This window comes from Niastella sp. sgz303648, assembly GCF_059587045.1.
Map to the genome: position 1 here is coordinate 15,674 of NZ_JCAPSW010000030.1, position 20,498 is coordinate 36,171.

Consider the following 20,498-nt stretch of genomic DNA (forward strand, 5'->3'; position numbering starts at 1 on the left):
TCTACCGATTTCTCCAACTATTACTATTTGATTTTTCAAATAAGAATGCTTACTTGCATCCATACCCTAATACACTTCCCCTCCCCTATAATCGTAAAGAACAACTGTTTCTCGTTATAATCCCTCTGTAGAAAATCCGTATTTACCCTGGTTCATTTGCACTGTTAAAAAAATCAGTTACCTGTTTCATTAATTGTATTGGCGCTTAAACTCATTGTTTCAGAACAATGCGGTAACGCCTGTTTATTGGTCGGGCAAAAATTGTTGCCCCGATCAGTAGCGATCGCTGACGGCGCTCTCCGTTGGGCGAATGGGCGAAGCTATGCATGCAGATAAGCTGTAACCAGTAAACGTTGTCCATTAAATCTAAAATCAAATAAATTATGAACAAATCAGCCGGGATCGAAAAGGACATTGCAGTAGTAGGCATGTCTTCCCTGTTTGCCAAAGCAAAAAACCTTGATGAGTACTGGAAAAACATCATTGAAGAAATTGACTGTATTACAGCAGTTCCGGAAAATCGTTGGAAGGTCAGCGATTATTATTCTGCCGACCCTAACGATGCTGACAAAACTTATAGTAAAGTGGGTGGGTTTATTCCCGATATAAATTTCAATCCCATGGAATTCGGGCTGCCGCCAAATATTATAGAGTTGACCGACTCAACACAGCTATTATCGTTGGTGGCAGCTAAAGCGGCGTTGGAAGATGCAGGTTACTGGCAGAACGAAAAATTCAATAGAGAAGTACGCCAACGCACCGGGGTTATTTTAGGTGTTGGGGGCGGAACAAAGCTATTGGGTTCGCTTATTTCAAGATTGCAATACCCCATTTGGGAAAGAACCCTCAGCGCTTACGGCATTCCCGAAAAAGACCTGACAATTGTAATTGAGCATATGAAATCGGCGTTTGTCAAATGGGAAGAAAACTCGTTTCCTGGTTTGCTTGGAAATGTTGTAGCCGGTAGAATTACCAACCGTTTTGATTTGGGCGGTACCAACTGTGTTGTTGATGCAGCCTGCGCTACTTCGCTTTCTGCCATTAAAGTGGCCGTTATGGAATTGCAGGGGGGACATGTAGATATGATGATTACAGGTGGCGTTGATACCGATAACTCGCCGGCCATGTACCTTTCTTTCAGTAAAACGCCGGCTTTCTCACAACAAAATCAGACAAGACCTTTTGAGGATGAATCGGATGGAATAGTAATTGGTGAAGGTATAGGTTTAGTAGTATTAAAGCGCCTTTCCGATGCCGTGCGTGATGGCGATAAGATCTATTCTGTAATAAAAGGTATTGGAAGTTCCAGCGATGGAAAAAACAAAAGCATTTACGCCCCGCAATCATCGGGGCAGTCACTGGCTTTACAACGTACTTACGAACAGGCCGGCTATTCAATGAATACCGTAGGGTTAATTGAATGCCATGGAACCGGCACTGCTACCGGCGATCCGGTAGAGTTTGGTTCGCTGAAAATGGAGATGGCAAACCAACCAGCCGAAAATCAAAGTATTGCACTCAGCAGTGTTAAATCGCAAATAGGACATACAAAATCAGCAGCGGGGGCGGCCGGCTTTATAAAAGCTTCCCTCGCTTTATACAACAAAATATTACCCGGCACCATCAACGTAACTTCACCTAACCGTAAGTTTGAAATAGAAAATACGCCGTTTTATATCAATGCCTTTACGCGCCCATGGATAAAAAATCAACATGCACCACGAAGAGCTTCAGTAAGCGCATTTGGTTTTGGCGGCACCAATTTTCATATTGCGTTGGAGGAATACCAATCCGACCATACCAGGCCATACCGTTCTTATACTTCTTCTTATGCAGTAATATTAACGGCTGATTCAAAAAATGAATTAATAGATAAAGCCGGTCAGCTGCTACAGCAACTAAATGCGCCCAATGCCAACGAACTATTAGCCGGTATTTCTGACAACGCTTTAGAGATTACCCTAAAAAGCGATCAACCTAAACTGGGTTTTGTAGCAGCGGATGTGCAGGAAGCAATTGCTAAACTAACGGCAGCTATACAATATATCAGTACTACAACCACGCCTGCTTTTGAACACCCCAAAGGTTTTTATTATTCAGAGAATGATCTGGTGAAGGGAGGAAAGACCGCCGCACTTTTCTGTGGCCAGGGCGCTCAGTATGTGAATATGGCTAATGAAATGGCCTGTTGTTTTCCACCTTTCAGGGAAGTGTTGGGAAAGCTGGATGAGTTATTTATTAATAACGGGGAAAAAGCGCTTTCCCGGGTCGTATATCCGGTGCCGGCGTTTAATGAAGAAAGAAAAACGCAACAGAAACAGGAGCTTACCCAAACTCAATATGCACAGCCGGCCATAGGGGCCATAAGCATGGCGTATTACAAAATGCTTACCCAATCGGGTTTTTCGCCCGATATGGTGGCGGGCCATAGCTTTGGTGAGCTCACAGCCCTTTGGGCCTCGGGAGCTTTAAGCGAAGAAGATTATCTTTCACTGGCCGCAGCAAGAGGCCGTTGTATGGGCGCTGGAACAAGTGCAGAACGTGGCGCCATGCTGGCCGTAAGTGCAGAACCGGAGCGCGTACAGGAAATTGTTACCAACTTAAAAAATCTGGTTGTTGCCAACATTAATGCGGGTAACCAGGTTGTACTTGGCGGAGATACCAAAGAAATAGAAACAGCATTGGCCGAATTTCAGCGGTTAGGCATTTCGGCAGTTATACTACCCGTTTCAGCAGCTTTTCATACTTCATTTGTTGAACATGCTGCAGGGCCGTTTGCAGCAATAATTGCCAAAACCAAATTCGAATTGCCCGCAATTCCGGTATACAGCAACACGAGCGCTGCTACCTATCCCAACACGGTTGAGGCCATTAAAACAACATTATCTGCTCACATCCTTAAACCTGTTTTGTTTAAAGATGAAATAGAACAGATGTATAACGACAATGCAAGAATATTCGTTGAATTTGGCCCCAAAGGGATATTGACCAATCTCGTAAAGAAAATACTAAACGGCAAGGAATTCATTGCCATCGCTATAAACCCATCGGAGGAGAAAGGCAGCGAGTACCAGTTTAAAGAGGCGGTTATTAAAATGAAAATAGCGGGGTTACCTGTTGAGGAGCCGGATGTATTTAAAATACCGGCGCAAAAAAATATTGTTGCCGATAAGCTGAATATTGTGTTAAGCGGCGCTAATTATCAAAGCGCAGAAACAGTTAAAGTTTATACCGAAGGCTTTGAAAAGATAAAACAATTAAAGACTGTTGCAGAATCGGAATACAGGCAGGAAAGGGTAAATGGTCAACAGCCTGCGCCTTACAGTGATATTTACGAGGGCCAATTTGAAAATTTTAAAGCCATTTCTCAATTGATGGTTGAGCAGGTAAAACTACTGGAGTTGTTGCGTTCGGGAACTAAAATAACCAATAAACTTCCGGAAAGTAAACCAACATTGCAGATTCCACAACTCGAAGAAAATAAAGCGATACAGAATATGCAACGGGCGCCGGAACCGCCAATAATAGCAGGCACTACCGATTTGGTAAATGCCCTGCTGCATATTATCAGCGATAAAACAGGTTATCCAACGGATATGCTTGAGCTCAGCATGGAAATGGAAGCCGACCTGGGCATTGACTCCATCAAGCGTGTAGAGATCTTTGGCGCCATGCGGGCAATCTTTCCAGCTATATCAGAAGTCAATCCCCAGGAGATCGCCATGCTGAAAACGCTGGAACAAATTGTAGATTACCTGGGTGCAAAGACCGGCGCCACCTCCGTTGCAGCGGCTGTTGTTGAAAAAACGATTCCATCAACACCATCAACGCCATCAACAGCCGTTTCTTCCTCAGCTGATATGAATATGCTGCAGCAATCGCTGTTACAGGTTATTAGCGATAAAACAGGTTATCCGGTGGATATGCTTGAACTCAGCATGGAGATGGAAGCCGACCTGGGCATTGATTCCATCAAGCGTATGGAGATCTTTGGCGCCATGCGGGCAATCTTTCCAACCATAACAGGAGCCAATCCTCATGAAATTGCCATGCTGAATACGCTGGAACAAATTATAGATTACCTCGGGGCAAAACAAGGTACTGATCCCGTTGCAACTCCGGCTGCTACCTCAACGACAGCCCTTACTGCTGCTCCATCAAAAGAAATAATTTTAAAGCATTCTACAATTAAACGTTTCGGGCCACGCCTGAAATTTCTTCCCCATCCCGACAAACTGGTCGTTGAGTGGAGTAAACATGATACCGTCATCATAACTGATAACGGCTCAACTCTCCTGACAGATGTGGTTGATAATTTATTAAAGCTGAAGGTAAATATTGCATTGATCCATCTGCCGGGAAGCATTGGAATAACACCGGATAATACAACAATCAAAAATGGCACCCATGTAACGTTAAAGAGTATTTCTGATGAAGCCATAAAACAGGCATTTGATGAAATTGCTCAAAAGCATAGTACTATTACAGGTGTTATCTGCCTTGCTGAAAATCATGATCCGGCTGAACGTAATACAATAATAAACGACCGGGCTTATATAAAAGCGGCGTTTTTTATTGCCAAACATTTTAAACTTTCGTTAAACAGGCAAAACGCTATTGGGGCAAGGCCGTTTTTTATTTCGGTATCGAAAATCGACGGTTATCTTGGACTTAATAATAGGAATAATCCGTTGCTGCTACAGGGCGGTAATTCTGGCCTGGTAAAAACTATTGGTTTGGAGTGGCCGGATGTTTTCTGCAGAAGCATTGACATACAGCCCGGCATGGATACACAGGTGGCTGCTTCATTAATTATGGACGAGTTGCACGATCCCAATATGGAAATAAAGGAAGTAGCGCTTACAGAAAACACCAGGAACACCATTGTTGCAGAAGAGATGGTGTCTGATGCCGATTCGCTGAATCAGCTGACGGTTACTTCCCATGACGTGTTTTTGGTTACGGGCGGAGGAAGAGGCATAACGAGTACCTGCATCAAAAAACTGGCGCAATATTGTAAACCTAAATTTATATTGTTGGGCAGGTCGTCTATAGACAGCCCCGAACCAGCCTGGGCAATAGGCGTAACCGAAGAAAAGGAATTGAAAATGAAAATGGCCGCGCAGCTGCAACAGGAAGGTAAAAAGCGGGTGCCAGCCGAAGTGCAGAAAACTTGTCAGGAGATCATTGCCAGCCGGGAAATAAAACAAACCCTTACTGATTTAAAAGCCAGTGGTGCAGAAGCAATTTATTATCAGGCAGACGTACGTGATAAAAATCTATTGGAATACATAGTAAAAGAAGCCTGTTTGAAAATGGGCGAAATAACCGGTATCATTCACGGCGCCGGTGTACTGGCCGATAAACTCATTGAACAAAAGCAGGAGCAGGATTTTGAACAGGTATTTTCTATAAAGGTTGGCGGTTTGCTTTCGGTGCTTGATGTACTGCCTCCGCAAAATTTGAAATACCTGTTGTTGTTTTCTTCTGTTGCGGGATTTTATGGCAATGCCGGCCAGGCCGATTATGCCATGTCGAACGAAATATTAAACAAAATGGCATGCCACATTGCTGCATGTTACCCGCAATGCAAAACAGTTGCCTATAATTGGGGGCCATGGGATGCGGGCATGGTAAGCCCTGAGCTTAAAAAGATGTTTGAAGAAAAAAATGTTCTTACCATTCCGCCTGATCATGGCGCACAACTTTTTGTTTCGGAGTTAAGCAGTGCGTATTCGGGAAATACGCAGGTTATTGTTGGGAGTGCGCTCACATTGCCCCCGGTGAAAATTAAGCCCGAATTAAAAAAATATACAATTGAAAGGAAGTTAAAATTAGAAGACAATCCCTTCCTTTACGACCATGTAATATCCGGAAATGCCGTATTGCCTGCCGTTACTGCCATAAGTATGATAGCCGACAGCTGCAGACAATTTTATCCTGGATTAAAAGTCGCTGCCGTTGAAGACATGCGCGTGTTAAAAGGAATTATATTTCACCAGAAATTCAGCGAGAACTTCGTTCTTGAATTAACGGAATTAAAAAAAGACCAGGAGAAAGTTTTATTTGAAGGAACACTCTTTAGTGAGCCTAAAACGGGAAAAAGGTTAATGCACTATAGAGCCCGTGTGTTGCTCTCTGAAAATGTAAAGCAATCACCGGTTATTCCTGTTGACAATCTTAATAAAAACGTCGGGATGATCAGTGGCGAAGTTTTATATGAAGACGGCACCTTGTTTCATGGACCTTCGTTCAGGGGTATTACACAAATTCTGAAAATAAACAATAACGAGCTTATCATTAAATGCTTCATAAAGCCCGTTAGCTCGCCCGTTCAGGGACAGTTTCCGGTATCGGATGTCAATGCCTTTATTATGGATGTAAAATTGCAGGGCTTGTTGGTATGGGCAAAACACCTTTATGGCTCGGCCAGCTTACCTGTGAAATTGACCAAAGGCGAGTTTTTTAATCCTATGCGATTCAATACCGAATACTTTGTGATATTTAAAATACGCCATGCCGACGATGTAATAATGAGCGCCGATATTCGTAGCTGCGATAAAGATGGAAATGTATGTGTGGAGGTAACTGGCGCCGAAATAGTTTTAAGCCCGGCATTGAACGAGGTATTTTCTAACAAAAAAAATGCAGTAGCCTTATGAAAAATAAAATACTACCGGGATAATATGCTGAGATCCCTGACTAATTAAACTCAATATCTATACCATTAAACTAATTGTATGAGAAACCCGTTGATCACGGTTTTACGAAAACTAAATTTTGTAAGCCGCTTCTTAAACAGTTTTCCTGAATGTGATTTTAATGTAAAAGGTTGTTTTTATGACAAAGAATTCATTGAGGATATTGAGCCTCATGAACCGCATGAGCCACCCCCTGTCATTGCTGCTCCGCAGGACATTGAATATCAAATAGGGTGCGAACCATCAATGGGAGGCATTTCTTTAATTTAAAATATTTACAACTTAAGTTATGCCCAGAATATTAAAATATTATAAACATTTTGTTCCAATCAATGTTCGTTTTTCTGATCTGGATGCTGTTGGTCATGTAAATAATGCCAGATATCAAACATTCCTGGAGGAAGTACGGATTGCCTACTTTCAGGATGTTTTAGGTGCATCGAAAACGAGTTTCAATTTTAATATGGTGCTCTCGAAAATTTCCATTGATTTTATAAAGCCAATTGAATATGGAGATGATATAGTTGTGTATTCGCGTATATTTAATATTACTGCGAGTAGTTATGAGGTACATCAGCTTTTTGTACGAAGGGAAAAAGAAAGAGCCGAAATTGTTGCTACGTCTCAAACATTAATGGCTGCATTTGATTATCACACTAAAAAGCCCACTGTGTTTCCTGAAGATTATTGCGAACGGGTAAGGGCATTTGAAGAATCCGGAGAAAAAGTTTTAAGCTCTCAGTTTTAAATTCTCAGTTCACAGTTCTCAGAAACGCTGAGCTTTGAACCGTGAACTGTTGCTGGTACCATAGATGAAAACCCAATGTGGTTCACCACACAGGACAAGACGGAATTCTTCCTCTTGTCCTGTTTCTTTTTGAGGTGGAGCCCGCGGCCAGACGCGCATTTTCTAAAAAGTAGTCTTTGTTCATACCGCCCCTATCGCCCGTAGCTCAATTGTGCTACATCGCTGAATATTTTTTTGGCTTGATGCCAATGTGCTGCTCAAAAACTCTGGAGAAATGACTCAGATTGGTAAATCCCAGCCGATAACCTACCTCAGAGACGGTCAAACGCTTTTCCTTTAGTAGTCTTGCTGCTTCCTGCATCCGCATCGACTGGTAATATTCAAAAACGCTTTTTCCGAAGGTCTGATTAAACAGTTTTCGCATTTTAGGTTCGCTCATGCCGGCTTCCTTCGCCAGTGAAGCGATTTTGGGCGGCTTGTCGAGGTGCAACTGCAAACGTAACCTGATCGCATAAATGGCTTTGATATCGTCAATATGCATCTTACTGGTTGGCGCTGCTTCCCGTTGCATCAGCAGAGCAAAAACATAGCACAGCAGTTCTTCACACTTAAGTTTGTAGTAATGGCTTTCTATGCTTTCGGGAATAGGCTGATGAAGAATTTCGCCCGCGGTTTTAATCATTTCCGGTGAAATGCCGGTTTCAAATGCAAAATTGTTTTCGGCTTTGAGAATGTCTTCCACTACCGGGTGTCGTATCTCCCCGAAAAGCTGACGCAGGTATTGCCGTGAAGCCAAAATAGTCACACTTCTGAAAAATGTGTTGGAGGGCATGGTAACTACCGAGGAAACGGCCTGCATGCAGATAAAGACATTGGCTTGCTCCGGTGATACCTGTTTTTCCTGTTCTATCGATGAGGAGAAAATACCACTCAGAAGAAAGACAACATTATCCTGTCCTTCAGTCAATTCATTTGTGCGTTCCAGCAGAATTTCTTCATTCAGATAATAGTTGCGCACCATCATCCGCAGCTCTTTCCCCCAGGAAAACCCGGTAATGTATCCCCCACCCTTGCTTTTAGGTATATTGATAAAACGCCCCTGAACGTTGGCGCCGATGGCCCGGGCTAATTGCATTATAATGCCTGATCCATTTTTGTCGGTAACGGATATTTTCATTTACGACTATTTTATTAACAAATGCGGCTATTTTAATCATAAATGTATATGGAATTTTGTGAGCATTAAAAAAGAATCAATACAAATGGATATGTTGTTAGAAAATAAACAAGTGGCCATCATAGGCGGTGGTCCCGGAGGATTAACGCTCGGCAGACTTTTACAACAAAAGGGAGTGAACATAAAAGTCTATGAACGCGACGTTGATCAATTCGTTCGCCAGCAGGGGTCCACACTCGACTTACATCATGATACCGGTTTGAAAGCCATGAGTGCCGCAGGATTGATGGATGAATTTAAAAAACATTATCGCCCGGGAGCTGATAAAAATATAGTGGTCGATAGTCAGATGAATGTGTTAAAGGATGAACATGCCGAAAAAAACGGGCAAACCTTTGGCGACGAGCATTTTCGGCCTGAGATAGACCGTGGCCCTTTACGTGATATGCTTGTAGCCTCCCTCAAAAAGGAAAATATTGTTTGGAATGCAAAGTTCACTGAAATGACCCCATCCGGTGCAGGATGGAATATACAATTTGAAAACGGTACGAGCGCCTATGCCGACCTGGTCATTGCGGCGGATGGAGCTAACTCTAAACTGAGGAAATATATCACGAACATTCCTCCGGTTTATTCAGGTGTAACAGCCATTGAGGGGAATATTTACAATGCCGAAGTCAATGCGCCAAAACTTTGGCAGCTTGCAAAAGGCGGAAGCCTGTTTGCGCTGGAAAACGGCAAAACCATTATGTTCATTACTAAAGGAGATGGCACACTTGCCTTTTTAATTGGGTTGAAAGCTCCGGAAACCTGGCTGGCTAATTCAGGTATTGATTTAACAAACAATGCTTCAGTAAGATCATGGTTTAAGCAGGAGTTTGCTTCCTGGAATCCGGCCTGGGAAGAATTATTTGCGTCTGATGCACTGACTATGGCTCCCCGCCCCTGGTATCATTTTCCAACCGATCAGCAATGGAAACCGTTACCCAACCTCACTATGATAGGCGACGCAGCCCATCGCATGCCGGCTTATGCAGGAGAAGGCGCCAATCAGGCGCTTGCTGATGCCCTGGATTTATACGAGGCGCTGTGCGGCGAAGCATTTGAAACGATCGGGCAGGCCATCGCTGCATTTGAAGAAAAAATGCGTAAGCGTTCAGCAGCGATTACTGAAATGACACTACGTTTTACAGAGGGCTTTCACGCAGACGACAACCTGCAGTTTTTAATGAATCTTTTTGGGAGTGCCGGTGATGGTCAAAATGGATAGGTACAAAACCGTTGCAAAAAGGACAAAGTGATAAATTCGCTTTGTCTTTTTTTTGTTAGTCATATAGATTAAATTGTCGTGCAGAAACACAAACGCCTAAGTGAAGAAACTGCATCTGATCTATAACCACTCAGAAGGTGCCTTGCCGAACTTTTTTTTAAAAGAATGTGAGAAATGAGAGAGGCTTTCGAATCCTAAATGGCTCTTGTTCTTTCAAAAGCAGACAAATAAAAATAGCTGAGTATTAGCCCTGTCTCTTTGTTTATTTTTTCTGTCTATCTTCCGATCCTTCATCAGGACTCTTTTCAGTTGGCTTGACAGTAGATCGAATGACCATGAACTTATTCAACACATCAAACCAGAAAGGCGCACCTAAAGAGATGGCGAGAGCAGTTACAAACCATCCAGCTATTTTAGCTAACCACGGCAATAAAGAATTCCCTAATCCTAATCTTTCAGAATCAAATTGTGGAATAGCGTCATAATTCGGAACTGCATTTTTGTTAAAATAATTTCTCCAATTCCAACCAATTGGCAAACCGTATTTCTTTAAACTTTCCACATCGGTTTGCAGACTGTTCAACGACGTAGTTTTTTTAACTGAAGTATCGGTTATTTTTGTTGCCCCTGTAATAAGAGCGTTGCGAAGAGGTTTGTCGTTCGTTAAGCTTTTAAATATTGCGAATGTGTCAGCATTCGTTGCTATTGCAGCTGCGAAACCAATTAGAAATAGAATTTGCTGTACCCGCCTCTTATACCATCCGGATACCCGATCCATGCTGCTGTTATACCAGTCCTCAATATTTTTTCTTGCTTTAGTTACATCATCGCCTGCTGCGTCTATCATTGTTAGTAATGCCTGTTGCAGTTGTGTATTGGCAATGTTGCTAACAGCTGCACGTAAAGGTTGCAGGGGAGTTGGGTTGGCAGGAGGTATTTGGAGCCCTGAAGTATTAGGAGTGGGTAATGAATTGTTTGAAGGAGCAATAGCACCTGCTGCTCCTCCCGGGCTCGTAGCCTTTGCGGGAAGCAATACATCCATGAGCGCTAATGCAAAATTAGTAGCAGGAATGTATGATGGCAGATTTGAGCGACTCTCATAACGAATGTTTTTGATATTAGCTTTAGGGTTATTGGCATTTTTAATTTTGCGGGGATCATAGTTTCCTCTAAAAAGGCCATAAATGAGAGGATGATTATAAATGTCTTTAGCAAATCCTGTCCCTTTGTGATCATTTAATAATTCTCGAATTCCTTGTTCAAGATCAGTAGCACGTTTTTTTAATTTTGATTCTATCAACTCATTAATAGCTGTGCATATGAGACTCATAAGCAGATAGACGAATATCACTCCTATTGCTACATCGAGCATTTCTATATCAAACATGATAATTAAATTTGCAAAAGTTTAAATAAGCGTATTTACATCAATTCGAAATTAAATTCAGTCTAAAGCTTGAAACTATTCTAAACTTCTCTTGTCTGATACCATCTCTTAAGTCATTACTTCGTTTTCCGAGAGAGACTATGTATGTAAATTGCCTTACGATTTTAATTTCAAAGTTTGCTCCATACTCTAATTCTCTTGTTAAAGTATTATATACCAGCTCGGCTGCAATATTGGAATATTTGTTTTGACTAGTGAGAGCAATACCACTCTTCCACTCAGGTGCAGTTTCTCCAAATCTTCCATGTAAAAGAGCTAAGAGATCAGCCCCGGGAAACAAATTATATAGGCTATACGAACTCCAGACGTCGTATTGTTTATTAAAGAGACTGTCCCTTTTTAAACTTGAACTATTTGCTGTAGTTCTATAACCTGCTCCGAGTGATAGAGCATACCCTGATTTATCTTTTACTCGTCGATATGCTTCGTCATAAATGTCGGCAAGATCGACGGGGACGGCAGGCCCAATTTGATCTGGCGTCACGCCACCGGGTTTAACAGGAGCAACAGCAGATTGTGCTAATTTATGACCTATGGAATCCGTAATCGATGAATTTTTATCATAAAATAAATCTCTGCTGTCATGTAAAGTGATTCGTAGCCCTAAGCCGATATCTGTGTTATCTGCGTTGGCCGAATTTTTTATAGATGCTACTGAAATTAAAGTGTTGGCTAAAACACGTTTTATATCGTTGTTTTGATAGTCATGTATATTTTTAAATCCACCACCCAGTAATATAAAAGGAGAAAAATCTAATGCAATGCCCGGATCAAATTTCTTTGTTTCGAGGAAGTTTGAAAACAGGTTCGCGACCAGAGGTTTTGCTGCACTACCTCTTGTGACTTGCTGAGGTGAAATATCCAATACGTTAAAGGCTGGCGATGATGGTACCTGATAATCTAAAATAAACTTATAGGCACTAGAGGTATCCTGGCCATTGATAAGAGAAAACATAAGAATACACCCAATAAAAAATAAAGCCTTTTTCATAAGATAGTTTTAAAGTGATTTGAAATGTAAACCTCCTTGAACTGGTAAGGCATGGTTGATAGAACAATTAGGAACGCCACTAAGATCATAGTCTGCTAATGGCATTGTATCACGTAAAATACCATCCTGCAAAATCTTTATTGATAACTTACCGGTATCAGTAATAATTGCAGCACAGGTGAGAACTTGCCAGCTCAGGACTTGTCCTATTAGATCTGAAGCGAGTATGCTGATTTCGTTAGTTCCTATTCCTGATTTGTCGGTATTAATTTTAAGATTATCGTTTACTTTCCCTGTCAAAAATTCATAAACTTTAAAATCGCCTCCACTTATTAATCCATTATCAACTGATAGTTGGATAGTAATAGCACCACCCTGGGGATCAATTTTACAATCACGTGCCATAAGGGAGAAATTATTATGCCTACTCTAGTTACCGTTTTCGGCTATCCGGTTGCTTACTTTCTTAAAGGGTGTTCAGCTTTAACCCCAAAACATTTTGTCTATTCACTTTATAATAAATCAAAGTCTCACTCCTGGATTTTTTTTAAATATTCAGGCAATCCATTTTTATAATACTTTATCTGACCAAATAAATTGCGGTAATTAGGTTTGGGGCTACTTCACCTAACTGTACTACCTCAACCGAGAGCCTTTTATTTTTAACGCTGCCGTTTATTCCTCTTAAAATCAGTGTTTTTATTACTAAATCTTCAGGCTCATATAACCCAAAATGTGATGCGTTGCTTTTCTTATACAACAGCCGACTTAGCTTCCATATCATCACTCCTGTCAATTCGATTAAACCCTCAACAGAAACCTATGGTTGCAGTTACCTTTAATGACTTGTATTTACTATCTTATAGCTAATGCCTATCGAAAGATATTTTTATCCTGGAGAAAATCGACACCGTGACTACGGATATATTGCTTTGAGTTTTTCATGAAGTTTTCGTTGCTGAAATTCTTTGATTGCTCAGGCAGGGTGTTATTAAAGAAAGGCATAATAACCTCCTTTGAATTGTTAGGGTAAATTAAATGAGTTTGAATAGTTCGCGAATTAATTCCTTTTTTACTGCTTTTTTGCGAGCAGCTCAGTCACAGTATTATAATTCCTTCTGCCATAGGGAAAAACTTAGGATTACGAATATAGCTTTCCTGCCTTGCCTTTAACGACCAGGTAAGAGATAGCCTTCACGGAGCTGTTTGTGAATTACGGTACTGCTTTGATCATTCATAACCCAAAAAATAGGGGGGATGTCTGGAATGGATATATGGAAAAAATTAGTAAAGACGATCCGTTAGTAACCTGAAGAAAAGTTGTCTTTGGAATGTTACCTATACTTTCAATCGCGATTCAAAGATACATACATATATTATTTAAAAAGTTATTCGTTTTAAAAAATAAATAGAAGCACTTAACGTAAAAAAAATGTTCCACCACTATTTTGCCAAAACAAACACTAATGGAAGCGTACAGTGATACGAGAGCGTTTGGTTAGGCAACTCATCTCCTAAATCCGATCAACTAACAATCTTTGCTAACCTTCTCAAATCCCCATATCGAAAATTGTACCGGCGGAGGCACTTCACAGGACAAGATGGATTTTTTCCTCTTGTCCTATTTTTTTGCCCCCTGGAATCATTGCCCAGACTGTATATATCAGCAATGGCCACACGAACTATTTACAAATACGTAAGTTTTTTTTCTTTATACTCTTCCTCCGGAGGAAGATCCCTGAAATGCGGTAACCGGCGTAACCATCTGGGAAAAAGGAAAAACACAATGAGAACGCCCATCAATAAAGCTGAAATAAGGGCTATCGCAATTTCGAAATTCAGCGCCCTTACATGGTTGGCCTGCGCTTGTTTTAACAGTACTTCCTTTTTCTCATAAACAAACTTTGCCTCCAGCTCAACTGTTTTTTTACGGGTATCTTCGTTGAAGATACTATCTGAAATCGCTTTATATAATTTGTAATATGTAAGGCTGTTGCGATAATCTTCTTTTTTTTCATACAAACCGGCCAAACATTCCGCTCCATTCTTTATTCCATCTTTGTTTTTAATTTCTTTTGCCAATGAAAGACTTGTCATAGCATATGAAATGGCCGTATCTGTTTGTTCAAGCCCCCGGCAGGCATTTGCCAGGGCAATCATAGTGTTCATTCTGCCTAATTTATCATGGGTGCGCCAATAATAATCCAGCGAAGTTTGGAAGTAAGGCACCGCCTCCTGATACTGTTTTTTTTCACACAGTACACTGCCTATATCAACTCGTACAAAAGCGGCAACAAATCCGTCAGGATCATTTATTACCCTTAGTGCCTCGCGGTATAATGCCAGTGCACGGTCATACTCATGCCGCAGAAGAGGGATGGCGGCCATGTCAACAAGCAGGTAGGCTTTTGCTACAATATTTCCTATGTCACCCGCCATCTTATACGCCTTATTAAAATTCTGCAATGCTTCTGCTTCCTTTCCCGTGTTCAAATAAAAATTGCCGATATTTCTGAGCATATTGAGCTCAACCTCTTTATCGTTTATTTTTTCGGCCAGGGCCTGGGCCTGCTGGTAAAAGGAAAGCATCTGCGTGTAGTTACCAGTCAAAGAATAGAAATACCCCATTGAGCAAAAACTTTCCATTTCTCCTTTTTCATAATGGATGTCTTCAGCATAGCGATATGCTTTTTGGGAATAGAACAGCAGACTATCCGGATTTATTTCGTAAAAACAGGTAGAAAATTCAGCCAGGAGGTTGATATATCCTGTGTCTTTTTCGAATCCTTTTATTTTTTCTTTTTCGGTTAGAATATGCCGATAGTTCTCTAACCGGTGGGGTTGTGCAAAGGATTCAAGGGCAATCAACAGCCCAACGAGTGCGAAAGCAATGCGTGTTTTCATAAGAAAGCGACAGGGTTCGGGTTCGTATCTTTCACTACAACTATCGCTACAAAATATAAATAAATCATCAAATAACGAATAGTTGCGCTCAGTACATTATCCCCATCCCAATGCCTCCTATACCTTATTAATAACCAATGGCTTAAGCTTGCATATCGACTTTATCAGGCCATTGTGGCTCACAAATCTGGTTCTTTATTGCCATTATACATTGCCCTGCACACCTGCAATAAAACTCCGTTCGCTGAACGCAGGTATTCCGGCGGCGCTTTCATAAAAATAGTTCACCTCATCTTTATCATCCATTAAACCCGCACTGTACAAAACAGGTACATAATGATCGGGCGTGGGTGCAGCCAGCTTGCCCAGCTTGTGACTACTTTCGTAATTGATAATATTATTGAAATTTCTTTCGTCAATCTGCTTTTTAATCCAGGCATCATACTCTGCTTCCCATCCATACGGCGTCATATCGTTTTTCCTGAACTTTTGCATGGCCAGATCGAGGTTGTGAATGAGCGACCCGCTGCCGATAATCAGCACCCCTTTTTCGCGCAATGATTTCAACTGCTTACCCAACTCATAGTGATACAATGGTTTTGCATAATAGTCGATGCTCATTTGAAAAACAGGTATGTTGGCATCAGGAAATAAATGCATCAGCATGGGCCATGCGCCGTGGTCTAACCCCCAATCTGTTGTTTCGGTAACCGATGGAACTATTTTTTTCACTTCATGCGCTATATCGGGCGATCCTTTGGCATGATACTTCGGATCGTAATAGTTTTCGGGAAATCCGTAGTAATCATATATCTGCTTTTGTTCGGCAGATATGTTTACATAAGTTCCCCGGGTGCACCAATGCGCCGACACAACAAGGGCGGCTTTTACTTCAAACTTATTTTGCAGGCCTTTGCCCAGTTCAAACAACGAATTCCAAAACGGCCGTTCTTCCTTCGACAATGGTATATCCATCGGATTACCATGCGATGTAAAAAGCACGGGCATCCGCGTGCCCTGTACTGAAAGCGTATCGGTAAATTTTTTAAAACTACTCAGGCTCCCCATAGTTGTAACTGCTAATATTGATTGTAAAAATTCTTTGCGCTCCATAATTGCTTATTACTAACGCAAAAATAGTTTATAAGTTTTTGCACGGCAGTTACCTAAAGGTTAGTGCGATAAATAAGTTGCCAGTTACCGGGTACCTGGTAACCGGTAACTGGTAACCGGTAACTGGTAACTGGTAACTGGCAACTAATTACTGTTCTGCAAACTTCATCAGCTCATTATTAAATTTCTCTCTTTCTTCAACAAACAATCCATGTCCGCTATTTTCAAAACGAACTATGGTAGCATTTTTAATTCCCTTTTGCATTTGCTCTGCCAGTGCAAATTCACAGATCTTATCTTTTACACCATGAAAAATAACGGTGGGAATTTTAATACTGCTCAATTCGGGCCGAAGATCAGTATCTCTGAGCGCTATCAAACTTTGTGTGGTAGCATAAGGCGAAGCTTCGAGGTTAATCGCGCCCAGCCAATTGCCAATACCTGCTGGCACAGCAGTTTCAGATGCTGCAAATATTTTTCCGAAGTTCTGCAGCAATTCGGGGCGGTTGGTTTTGCTCAATGCAATCAAACCATTTACTGCATCTTTTGAAAAGCCATACGGGTAGTCGGGGCGGTTTGTCCAAACAGGCGCGGCAGCGCCAAATAAAGCCAGCTTTGCAACATGGGCGCTATTATATTTGGCTACATAATGAATTGAAATAGCGCCTCCCATAGAAAAACCGCCGAGTGTAGCGTTTTGAATGTTCAGTTTATCCAACACCACTTTAATATCATCGGCATACACATCATAATTGTATTTACCGTAAGGCTTATCCGATTTGCCAAAACCTCTTAACGTAATACCTATCACTCTGAAACCTTTTTCAACCAGCTCCTGGTATTGATATTCATACATAGCATCGCTTAACGGCCATCCATGTATTAACACTACCGATTTTCCTTCGCCCAAATCGGTTACATGCAATTTTACATTCTTTTCTACTTCAATAAATTCCTCCCTGCCGGCAGCAGCGTTTTGTTTTTTTGTTTGTGCATTAGCTAAATTTGAAGCAAGCATGCCTGTTACCATTGTTAGCACAACCAGCAAACTCTTTCTTTTTACCCAACTTTTCATTTTGTGTTATTTTTTGTGATTCAATTTGATAGCACAAAACTACTTGTGGGCAGCCCCCGGGTCAATGTATCAATGTCTTCATTTATTGCACTTTTTTCCCGCGGCATGTGATAGTTTCTAAAAAGAAAAAGAGCTGCCCTTAATCAGAGCGGCTCCTGTATTATTTTGCAAGAGGCCGTATCATTTTTCTATTTTAACAGGTTAAAATTTTACAGCGGTTCCCTGCCGATAATGGTCCAGTCGTGGTTTGCAAATCCTTTCGCTATCCATTCATCCATCAGCGCGGCAATAGCAGGCAATAAGGTAAGATGTATGCCGCCCTGTTGCGCAGCTTCAATAAACAGTTGCGTGTCTTTACGCGCCATTGCCAGCTCCCATGATGGTTGCGCATGATCATCACCGGTCATTCTTTTTAACCGGGCTTCTACCAGTGTGCCAGGGTTCCATGAGTTGAACAGGGTAATAAGATCTTCGACCGAAACACCCAGTGCTTTTGATAAAAACAGGGTATCTTTTAAACCGGCCGTTAAACATATCAGAAAAGAATTACCGGCCAGTTTCATGGCAGCAGCCTTGCCCACCTCTGAACCAAAATGAAGCAGTTTACCGGTCATCTTTGATAATTCGGGTTCCAGTTTGCTGATCATATCCTGATCGCCCGACAACAGAATGAATCCGGTGCTCTCCAATGCATTTACAGGACCCATAAATACCGGTGCATGCTGGTAGATAAAACCTTTCTCCTTCCACTCCTTTGTTCTTTTTATGGCGCCTTCTTTTGAAGTGGTAGTATGATCAATGATGATGGCACCCGGCTCAAGAGCCTCAGCGGCGGCCTGCAACACTTCGTCAACCGAAGCATCATCTTTCAACGTACAATGAATGACCGATGCACCTTTCACGGCGTCCTTAACATTCGAAAATGCTTTCGCACCAAAAGCCTCCAGTTCAAAAGCTTTCGATGCAGTACGGTTCCATACCTGTACCTGTTCGCCTCTTTTCAACATTGCCTTTACAAAGTTTGAGCCCAGCAGGCCCATGCCTAAGAATGCCTTCATGTTATTTCAATTTGATGTTCAAAAAAAAGCAAACATTTCCAAAGTGCAACGCACCTGGAAATGTTTGATCAACCGGAATGATTTATTTGATAATATGCTTCGTCAAATCATATATCTGCTCGCAACAAACCTGTTCCATTACCTGTTGCAATTGAACTTTCAGCATAGATATAATATGATCGCCACCTTCATCGCCCAGGGCGGCCACACTGTACATAAACGAGCGGCCCATGAACGTAAAGTCGGCGCCCGAAGCCATTACTCTGGCAACATCGGGCCCCGAACGCAGGCCGCTATCCATCATTATCTTTATTTTTCCTTTATAGCGATCGAGGATCGGGTGCATTGATTTGATGGCCGACTGACCAGCATCGAGCTGACGGCCGCCATGGTTCGAAACAATGATACCATCAACCCCCAGTTTGATGCACATCTCCGTATCGGCTTCGGTGGCGATTCCTTTCACTACAATTTTCCCTTTCCATTTATCACGAATGGGCGCAATTTTATCGGCATTCAGTCTGCCGGCAAAGGTGCGGTTCATAAACAGCCCCAGCTGTTTCATATTTAATCCTTTTGGCATATAAGGCTTCAGCGTGGCAAAACCGGGCGTACCATGAACCAAAGTTTTAAATGCCCACTCGGGCCGCGTCATGATCTGAAGAATATTGTTCAGCGTCATCCGGGGCGGCATGGCCAGTCCATTGCGAATGTCTTTTGGCCTGAACCCAAATGAAGGCACATCGCTCAGCAGTACCAGCACGGGGTATTGAGCGGCTTCGAGCCGCTTTAATATATCATCGCGAACCGCATCTTCGGCAGGATGGTACAGCTGGTACCAGGCCTTGCCTTCGGTGATTTTGCTGATCGTTTCAATGTCGGCAGTAGTAACCGTGCTCAGTATAAAAGGGATATTATGCTGCAGGGCAGCTTTGGCAAGGATCTGCGGCGAATTGGGCCATATGAGCCCCTGTAGCCCAACAGGTGCAATGCCAAAGGGCGCATCGTAAACATGACCGAACAATTCGGTTTGCAGGTACGACCCTTTGTGCTTGCTGAGATAGTAAGGGGCTAATTCAACCTCTCTGATCTCTGCCGTGTTTTTATGCAGGTTTACATCTTCATTGCATCCACCATCGAGGTATTCAAAGGCAAATTTTGGGATTTTTCTTCTGGCTTTGTTGCGCAGGTCATCGATAGAAGGATAACTGGTGTTATACTTCAATTTGGGAACTTGTTTACTCATTGACTATAAGATTTCAAATGCGCAAAATTAGTTCTTTTGTTGAAGCAATGCATCCTGCTCTATATGTTTCCCGGGACTCTATACCCAAAAGGATAATTCAACTTACTATCCTGTATATATTGCTTATATTTTTTTATGGGTCGCAAAGGCGTCCCGCAATGGCGGGACGCTTTTGCGTGAGACTTTCGGAAAAGAAATCAGACCCAAACCTGTAAAAATGTAACTACGCTAAAAAGAAAGGGTAAGTAAATACAAACCCCGGCATTCAATCGTTCACAAAGGCGGACTTTCACTAAAACAAAACAAAGGGGCAAGGGTGATAAAAGGTACGGGGTTAAAGGGTACGGGTGCTAATTGTGTTGGGTATTGGGTATTGCCTATTGCCTATTGCCTATTGACTATTGACTATTGACTATTGCTTATTGCCCATTGCCTATTGACTGAGATTCATCCGGCTGCTACCAAAGGATCGGTATAATAATGTAAGAAGTTAACCCAGCCTGCATATTTGGACATCCAGATCTTCAAAAAACATGTTTCTTCTTCGTCGCTCACAAACTGATATCCATCGGCCATTCTTTCGACCCTGAACCACGACTGAACAACATCGCCACACCCCCACTCTATCCATTTAGCTTCACCTGAAGGTTTACTTTCACAACCGGCGGTTTCATGCAACATTTGTTTGTATAGCTGTAAGCATTGAAGATGTAAAGAATAGTTTTTCATAACATTGATTTTAAAAGGTTAAAGACACTGCACTATGTT

14 protein-coding genes and 1 pseudogene are annotated in these 20,498 nt (G+C 41.9%); 4 read left to right on the forward strand and 11 right to left on the reverse strand.

The genetic code is table 11. From position 1 onward, the window contains the following. Nucleotides 1–383 precede the first annotated feature (383 nt). From AC59IL_RS37975 to AC59IL_RS37985, 3 genes are all read left to right on the forward strand, one after another. The gene (locus AC59IL_RS37975; RefSeq protein WP_496557481.1) at nucleotides 384–6,662 is read left to right on the forward strand and encodes an SDR family NAD(P)-dependent oxidoreductase; all 6,279 of its coding nucleotides are present in this window, start codon (nucleotides 384–386) and stop codon (nucleotides 6,660–6,662) included. A gap of 78 nt (nucleotides 6,663–6,740) precedes the next feature. Then, a complete protein-coding gene (locus AC59IL_RS37980) occupies nucleotides 6,741–6,971 on the forward strand; it encodes a hypothetical protein (protein ID WP_496557482.1) in 231 nt (76 codons plus the stop codon). Nucleotides 6,972–6,990: 19 nt separating this feature from the next. Then, nucleotides 6,991–7,449: an acyl-CoA thioesterase gene (locus tag AC59IL_RS37985; protein ID WP_496557483.1), complete on the forward strand. Its 459-nt coding sequence runs from the start codon at nucleotides 6,991–6,993 to the stop codon at nucleotides 7,447–7,449. Between the two features lie 214 nt (nucleotides 7,450–7,663). On the opposite strand, the gene AC59IL_RS37990 is transcribed toward AC59IL_RS37985, so the two are convergent. After that, complete coding sequence (locus AC59IL_RS37990; protein WP_496557484.1) at nucleotides 7,664–8,584, reverse strand: AraC family transcriptional regulator; 921 nt, start codon at nucleotides 8,582–8,584, stop codon at nucleotides 7,664–7,666. Between the two features lie 4 nt (nucleotides 8,585–8,588). Between AC59IL_RS37990 and AC59IL_RS37995 the strand changes: the two genes are divergently transcribed. Then, nucleotides 8,589–9,896 carry an FAD-dependent oxidoreductase gene (locus tag AC59IL_RS37995; protein ID WP_496557485.1) on the forward strand — a complete coding sequence of 436 codons (1,308 nt, stop codon included), beginning with the start codon at nucleotides 8,589–8,591 and terminating at the stop codon, nucleotides 9,894–9,896. A 120-nt stretch (nucleotides 9,897–10,016) separates the two neighbouring features. Here the strand turns inward: AC59IL_RS37995 and AC59IL_RS38000 are convergent. The 10 genes and pseudogenes from AC59IL_RS38000 to AC59IL_RS38045 all read right to left on the reverse strand — a co-directional run. Continuing rightward, a pseudogene (locus tag AC59IL_RS38000) lies at nucleotides 10,017–10,088 on the reverse strand (AraC family transcriptional regulator); the annotation flags it as partial. 70 nt (nucleotides 10,089–10,158) lie between these two features. Then, nucleotides 10,159–11,283 carry a hypothetical protein gene (locus AC59IL_RS38005; protein ID WP_496557486.1) on the reverse strand — a complete coding sequence of 375 codons (1,125 nt, stop codon included), beginning with the start codon at nucleotides 11,281–11,283 and terminating at the stop codon, nucleotides 10,159–10,161. Between the two features lie 40 nt (nucleotides 11,284–11,323). Continuing rightward, nucleotides 11,324–12,334, reverse strand: a complete 1,011-nt coding sequence (locus AC59IL_RS38010; RefSeq protein ID WP_496557487.1) for a hypothetical protein — start codon at nucleotides 12,332–12,334, stop codon at nucleotides 11,324–11,326. A 9-nt stretch (nucleotides 12,335–12,343) separates the two neighbouring features. Continuing rightward, nucleotides 12,344–12,739: a hypothetical protein gene (locus AC59IL_RS38015; protein WP_496557488.1), complete on the reverse strand. Its 396-nt coding sequence runs from the start codon at nucleotides 12,737–12,739 to the stop codon at nucleotides 12,344–12,346. 1,281 nt (nucleotides 12,740–14,020) lie between these two features. Continuing rightward, the gene (locus AC59IL_RS38020) at nucleotides 14,021–15,238 is read right to left on the reverse strand and encodes a tetratricopeptide repeat protein (protein WP_496557489.1); all 1,218 of its coding nucleotides are present in this window, start codon (nucleotides 15,236–15,238) and stop codon (nucleotides 14,021–14,023) included. A gap of 204 nt (nucleotides 15,239–15,442) precedes the next feature. Then, nucleotides 15,443–16,351 carry a dioxygenase family protein gene (locus AC59IL_RS38025; RefSeq protein ID WP_496557490.1) on the reverse strand — a complete coding sequence of 303 codons (909 nt, stop codon included), beginning with the start codon at nucleotides 16,349–16,351 and terminating at the stop codon, nucleotides 15,443–15,445. Nucleotides 16,352–16,499: 148 nt separating this feature from the next. Then, the gene (locus AC59IL_RS38030) at nucleotides 16,500–17,426 is read right to left on the reverse strand and encodes an alpha/beta fold hydrolase (RefSeq protein WP_496557491.1); all 927 of its coding nucleotides are present in this window, start codon (nucleotides 17,424–17,426) and stop codon (nucleotides 16,500–16,502) included. Between the two features lie 209 nt (nucleotides 17,427–17,635). Then, on the reverse strand, nucleotides 17,636–18,484 hold the full coding sequence (locus AC59IL_RS38035; protein ID WP_496557492.1) for an NAD(P)-dependent oxidoreductase: 849 nt from the start codon (nucleotides 18,482–18,484) through the stop codon (nucleotides 17,636–17,638). Nucleotides 18,485–18,566: 82 nt separating this feature from the next. Next, on the reverse strand, nucleotides 18,567–19,730 hold the full coding sequence (locus AC59IL_RS38040) for an alpha-hydroxy acid oxidase (RefSeq protein ID WP_496557493.1): 1,164 nt from the start codon (nucleotides 19,728–19,730) through the stop codon (nucleotides 18,567–18,569). Between the two features lie 447 nt (nucleotides 19,731–20,177). Next, nucleotides 20,178–20,459, reverse strand: a complete 282-nt coding sequence (locus AC59IL_RS38045) for a hypothetical protein (RefSeq protein ID WP_496557494.1) — start codon at nucleotides 20,457–20,459, stop codon at nucleotides 20,178–20,180. Between the last annotated feature and the right edge of the window lie 39 nt (nucleotides 20,460–20,498).

Bases quoted from the DNA above. Each gene is read 5' to 3' on its own strand.
- AC59IL_RS37975 (WP_496557481.1), top strand. From the start codon at position 384: ATGAACAAATCAGCCGGGATCGAAAAGGACATTGCAGTAGTAGGCATG.
- AC59IL_RS37980 (WP_496557482.1), top strand. From the start codon at position 6,741: ATGAGAAACCCGTTGATCACGGTTTTACGAAAACTAAATTTTGTAAGC.
- AC59IL_RS37985 (WP_496557483.1), top strand. From the start codon at position 6,991: ATGCCCAGAATATTAAAATATTATAAACATTTTGTTCCAATCAATGTT.
- AC59IL_RS37990 (WP_496557484.1), bottom strand. From the start codon at position 8,584: ATGCAATTAGCCCGGGCCATCGGCGCCAACGTTCAGGGGCGTTTTATC.
- AC59IL_RS37995 (WP_496557485.1), top strand. From the start codon at position 8,589: ATGCCTGATCCATTTTTGTCGGTAACGGATATTTTCATTTACGACTAT.
- AC59IL_RS38005 (WP_496557486.1), bottom strand. From the start codon at position 11,283: ATGTTTGATATAGAAATGCTCGATGTAGCAATAGGAGTGATATTCGTC.
- AC59IL_RS38010 (WP_496557487.1), bottom strand. From the start codon at position 12,334: ATGAAAAAGGCTTTATTTTTTATTGGGTGTATTCTTATGTTTTCTCTT.
- AC59IL_RS38015 (WP_496557488.1), bottom strand. From the start codon at position 12,739: ATGGCACGTGATTGTAAAATTGATCCCCAGGGTGGTGCTATTACTATC.
- AC59IL_RS38020 (WP_496557489.1), bottom strand. From the start codon at position 15,238: ATGAAAACACGCATTGCTTTCGCACTCGTTGGGCTGTTGATTGCCCTT.
- AC59IL_RS38025 (WP_496557490.1), bottom strand. From the start codon at position 16,351: ATGGAGCGCAAAGAATTTTTACAATCAATATTAGCAGTTACAACTATG.
- AC59IL_RS38030 (WP_496557491.1), bottom strand. From the start codon at position 17,426: ATGAAAAGTTGGGTAAAAAGAAAGAGTTTGCTGGTTGTGCTAACAATG.
- AC59IL_RS38035 (WP_496557492.1), bottom strand. From the start codon at position 18,484: ATGAAGGCATTCTTAGGCATGGGCCTGCTGGGCTCAAACTTTGTAAAG.
- AC59IL_RS38040 (WP_496557493.1), bottom strand. From the start codon at position 19,730: ATGAGTAAACAAGTTCCCAAATTGAAGTATAACACCAGTTATCCTTCT.
- AC59IL_RS38045 (WP_496557494.1), bottom strand. From the start codon at position 20,459: ATGAAAAACTATTCTTTACATCTTCAATGCTTACAGCTATACAAACAA.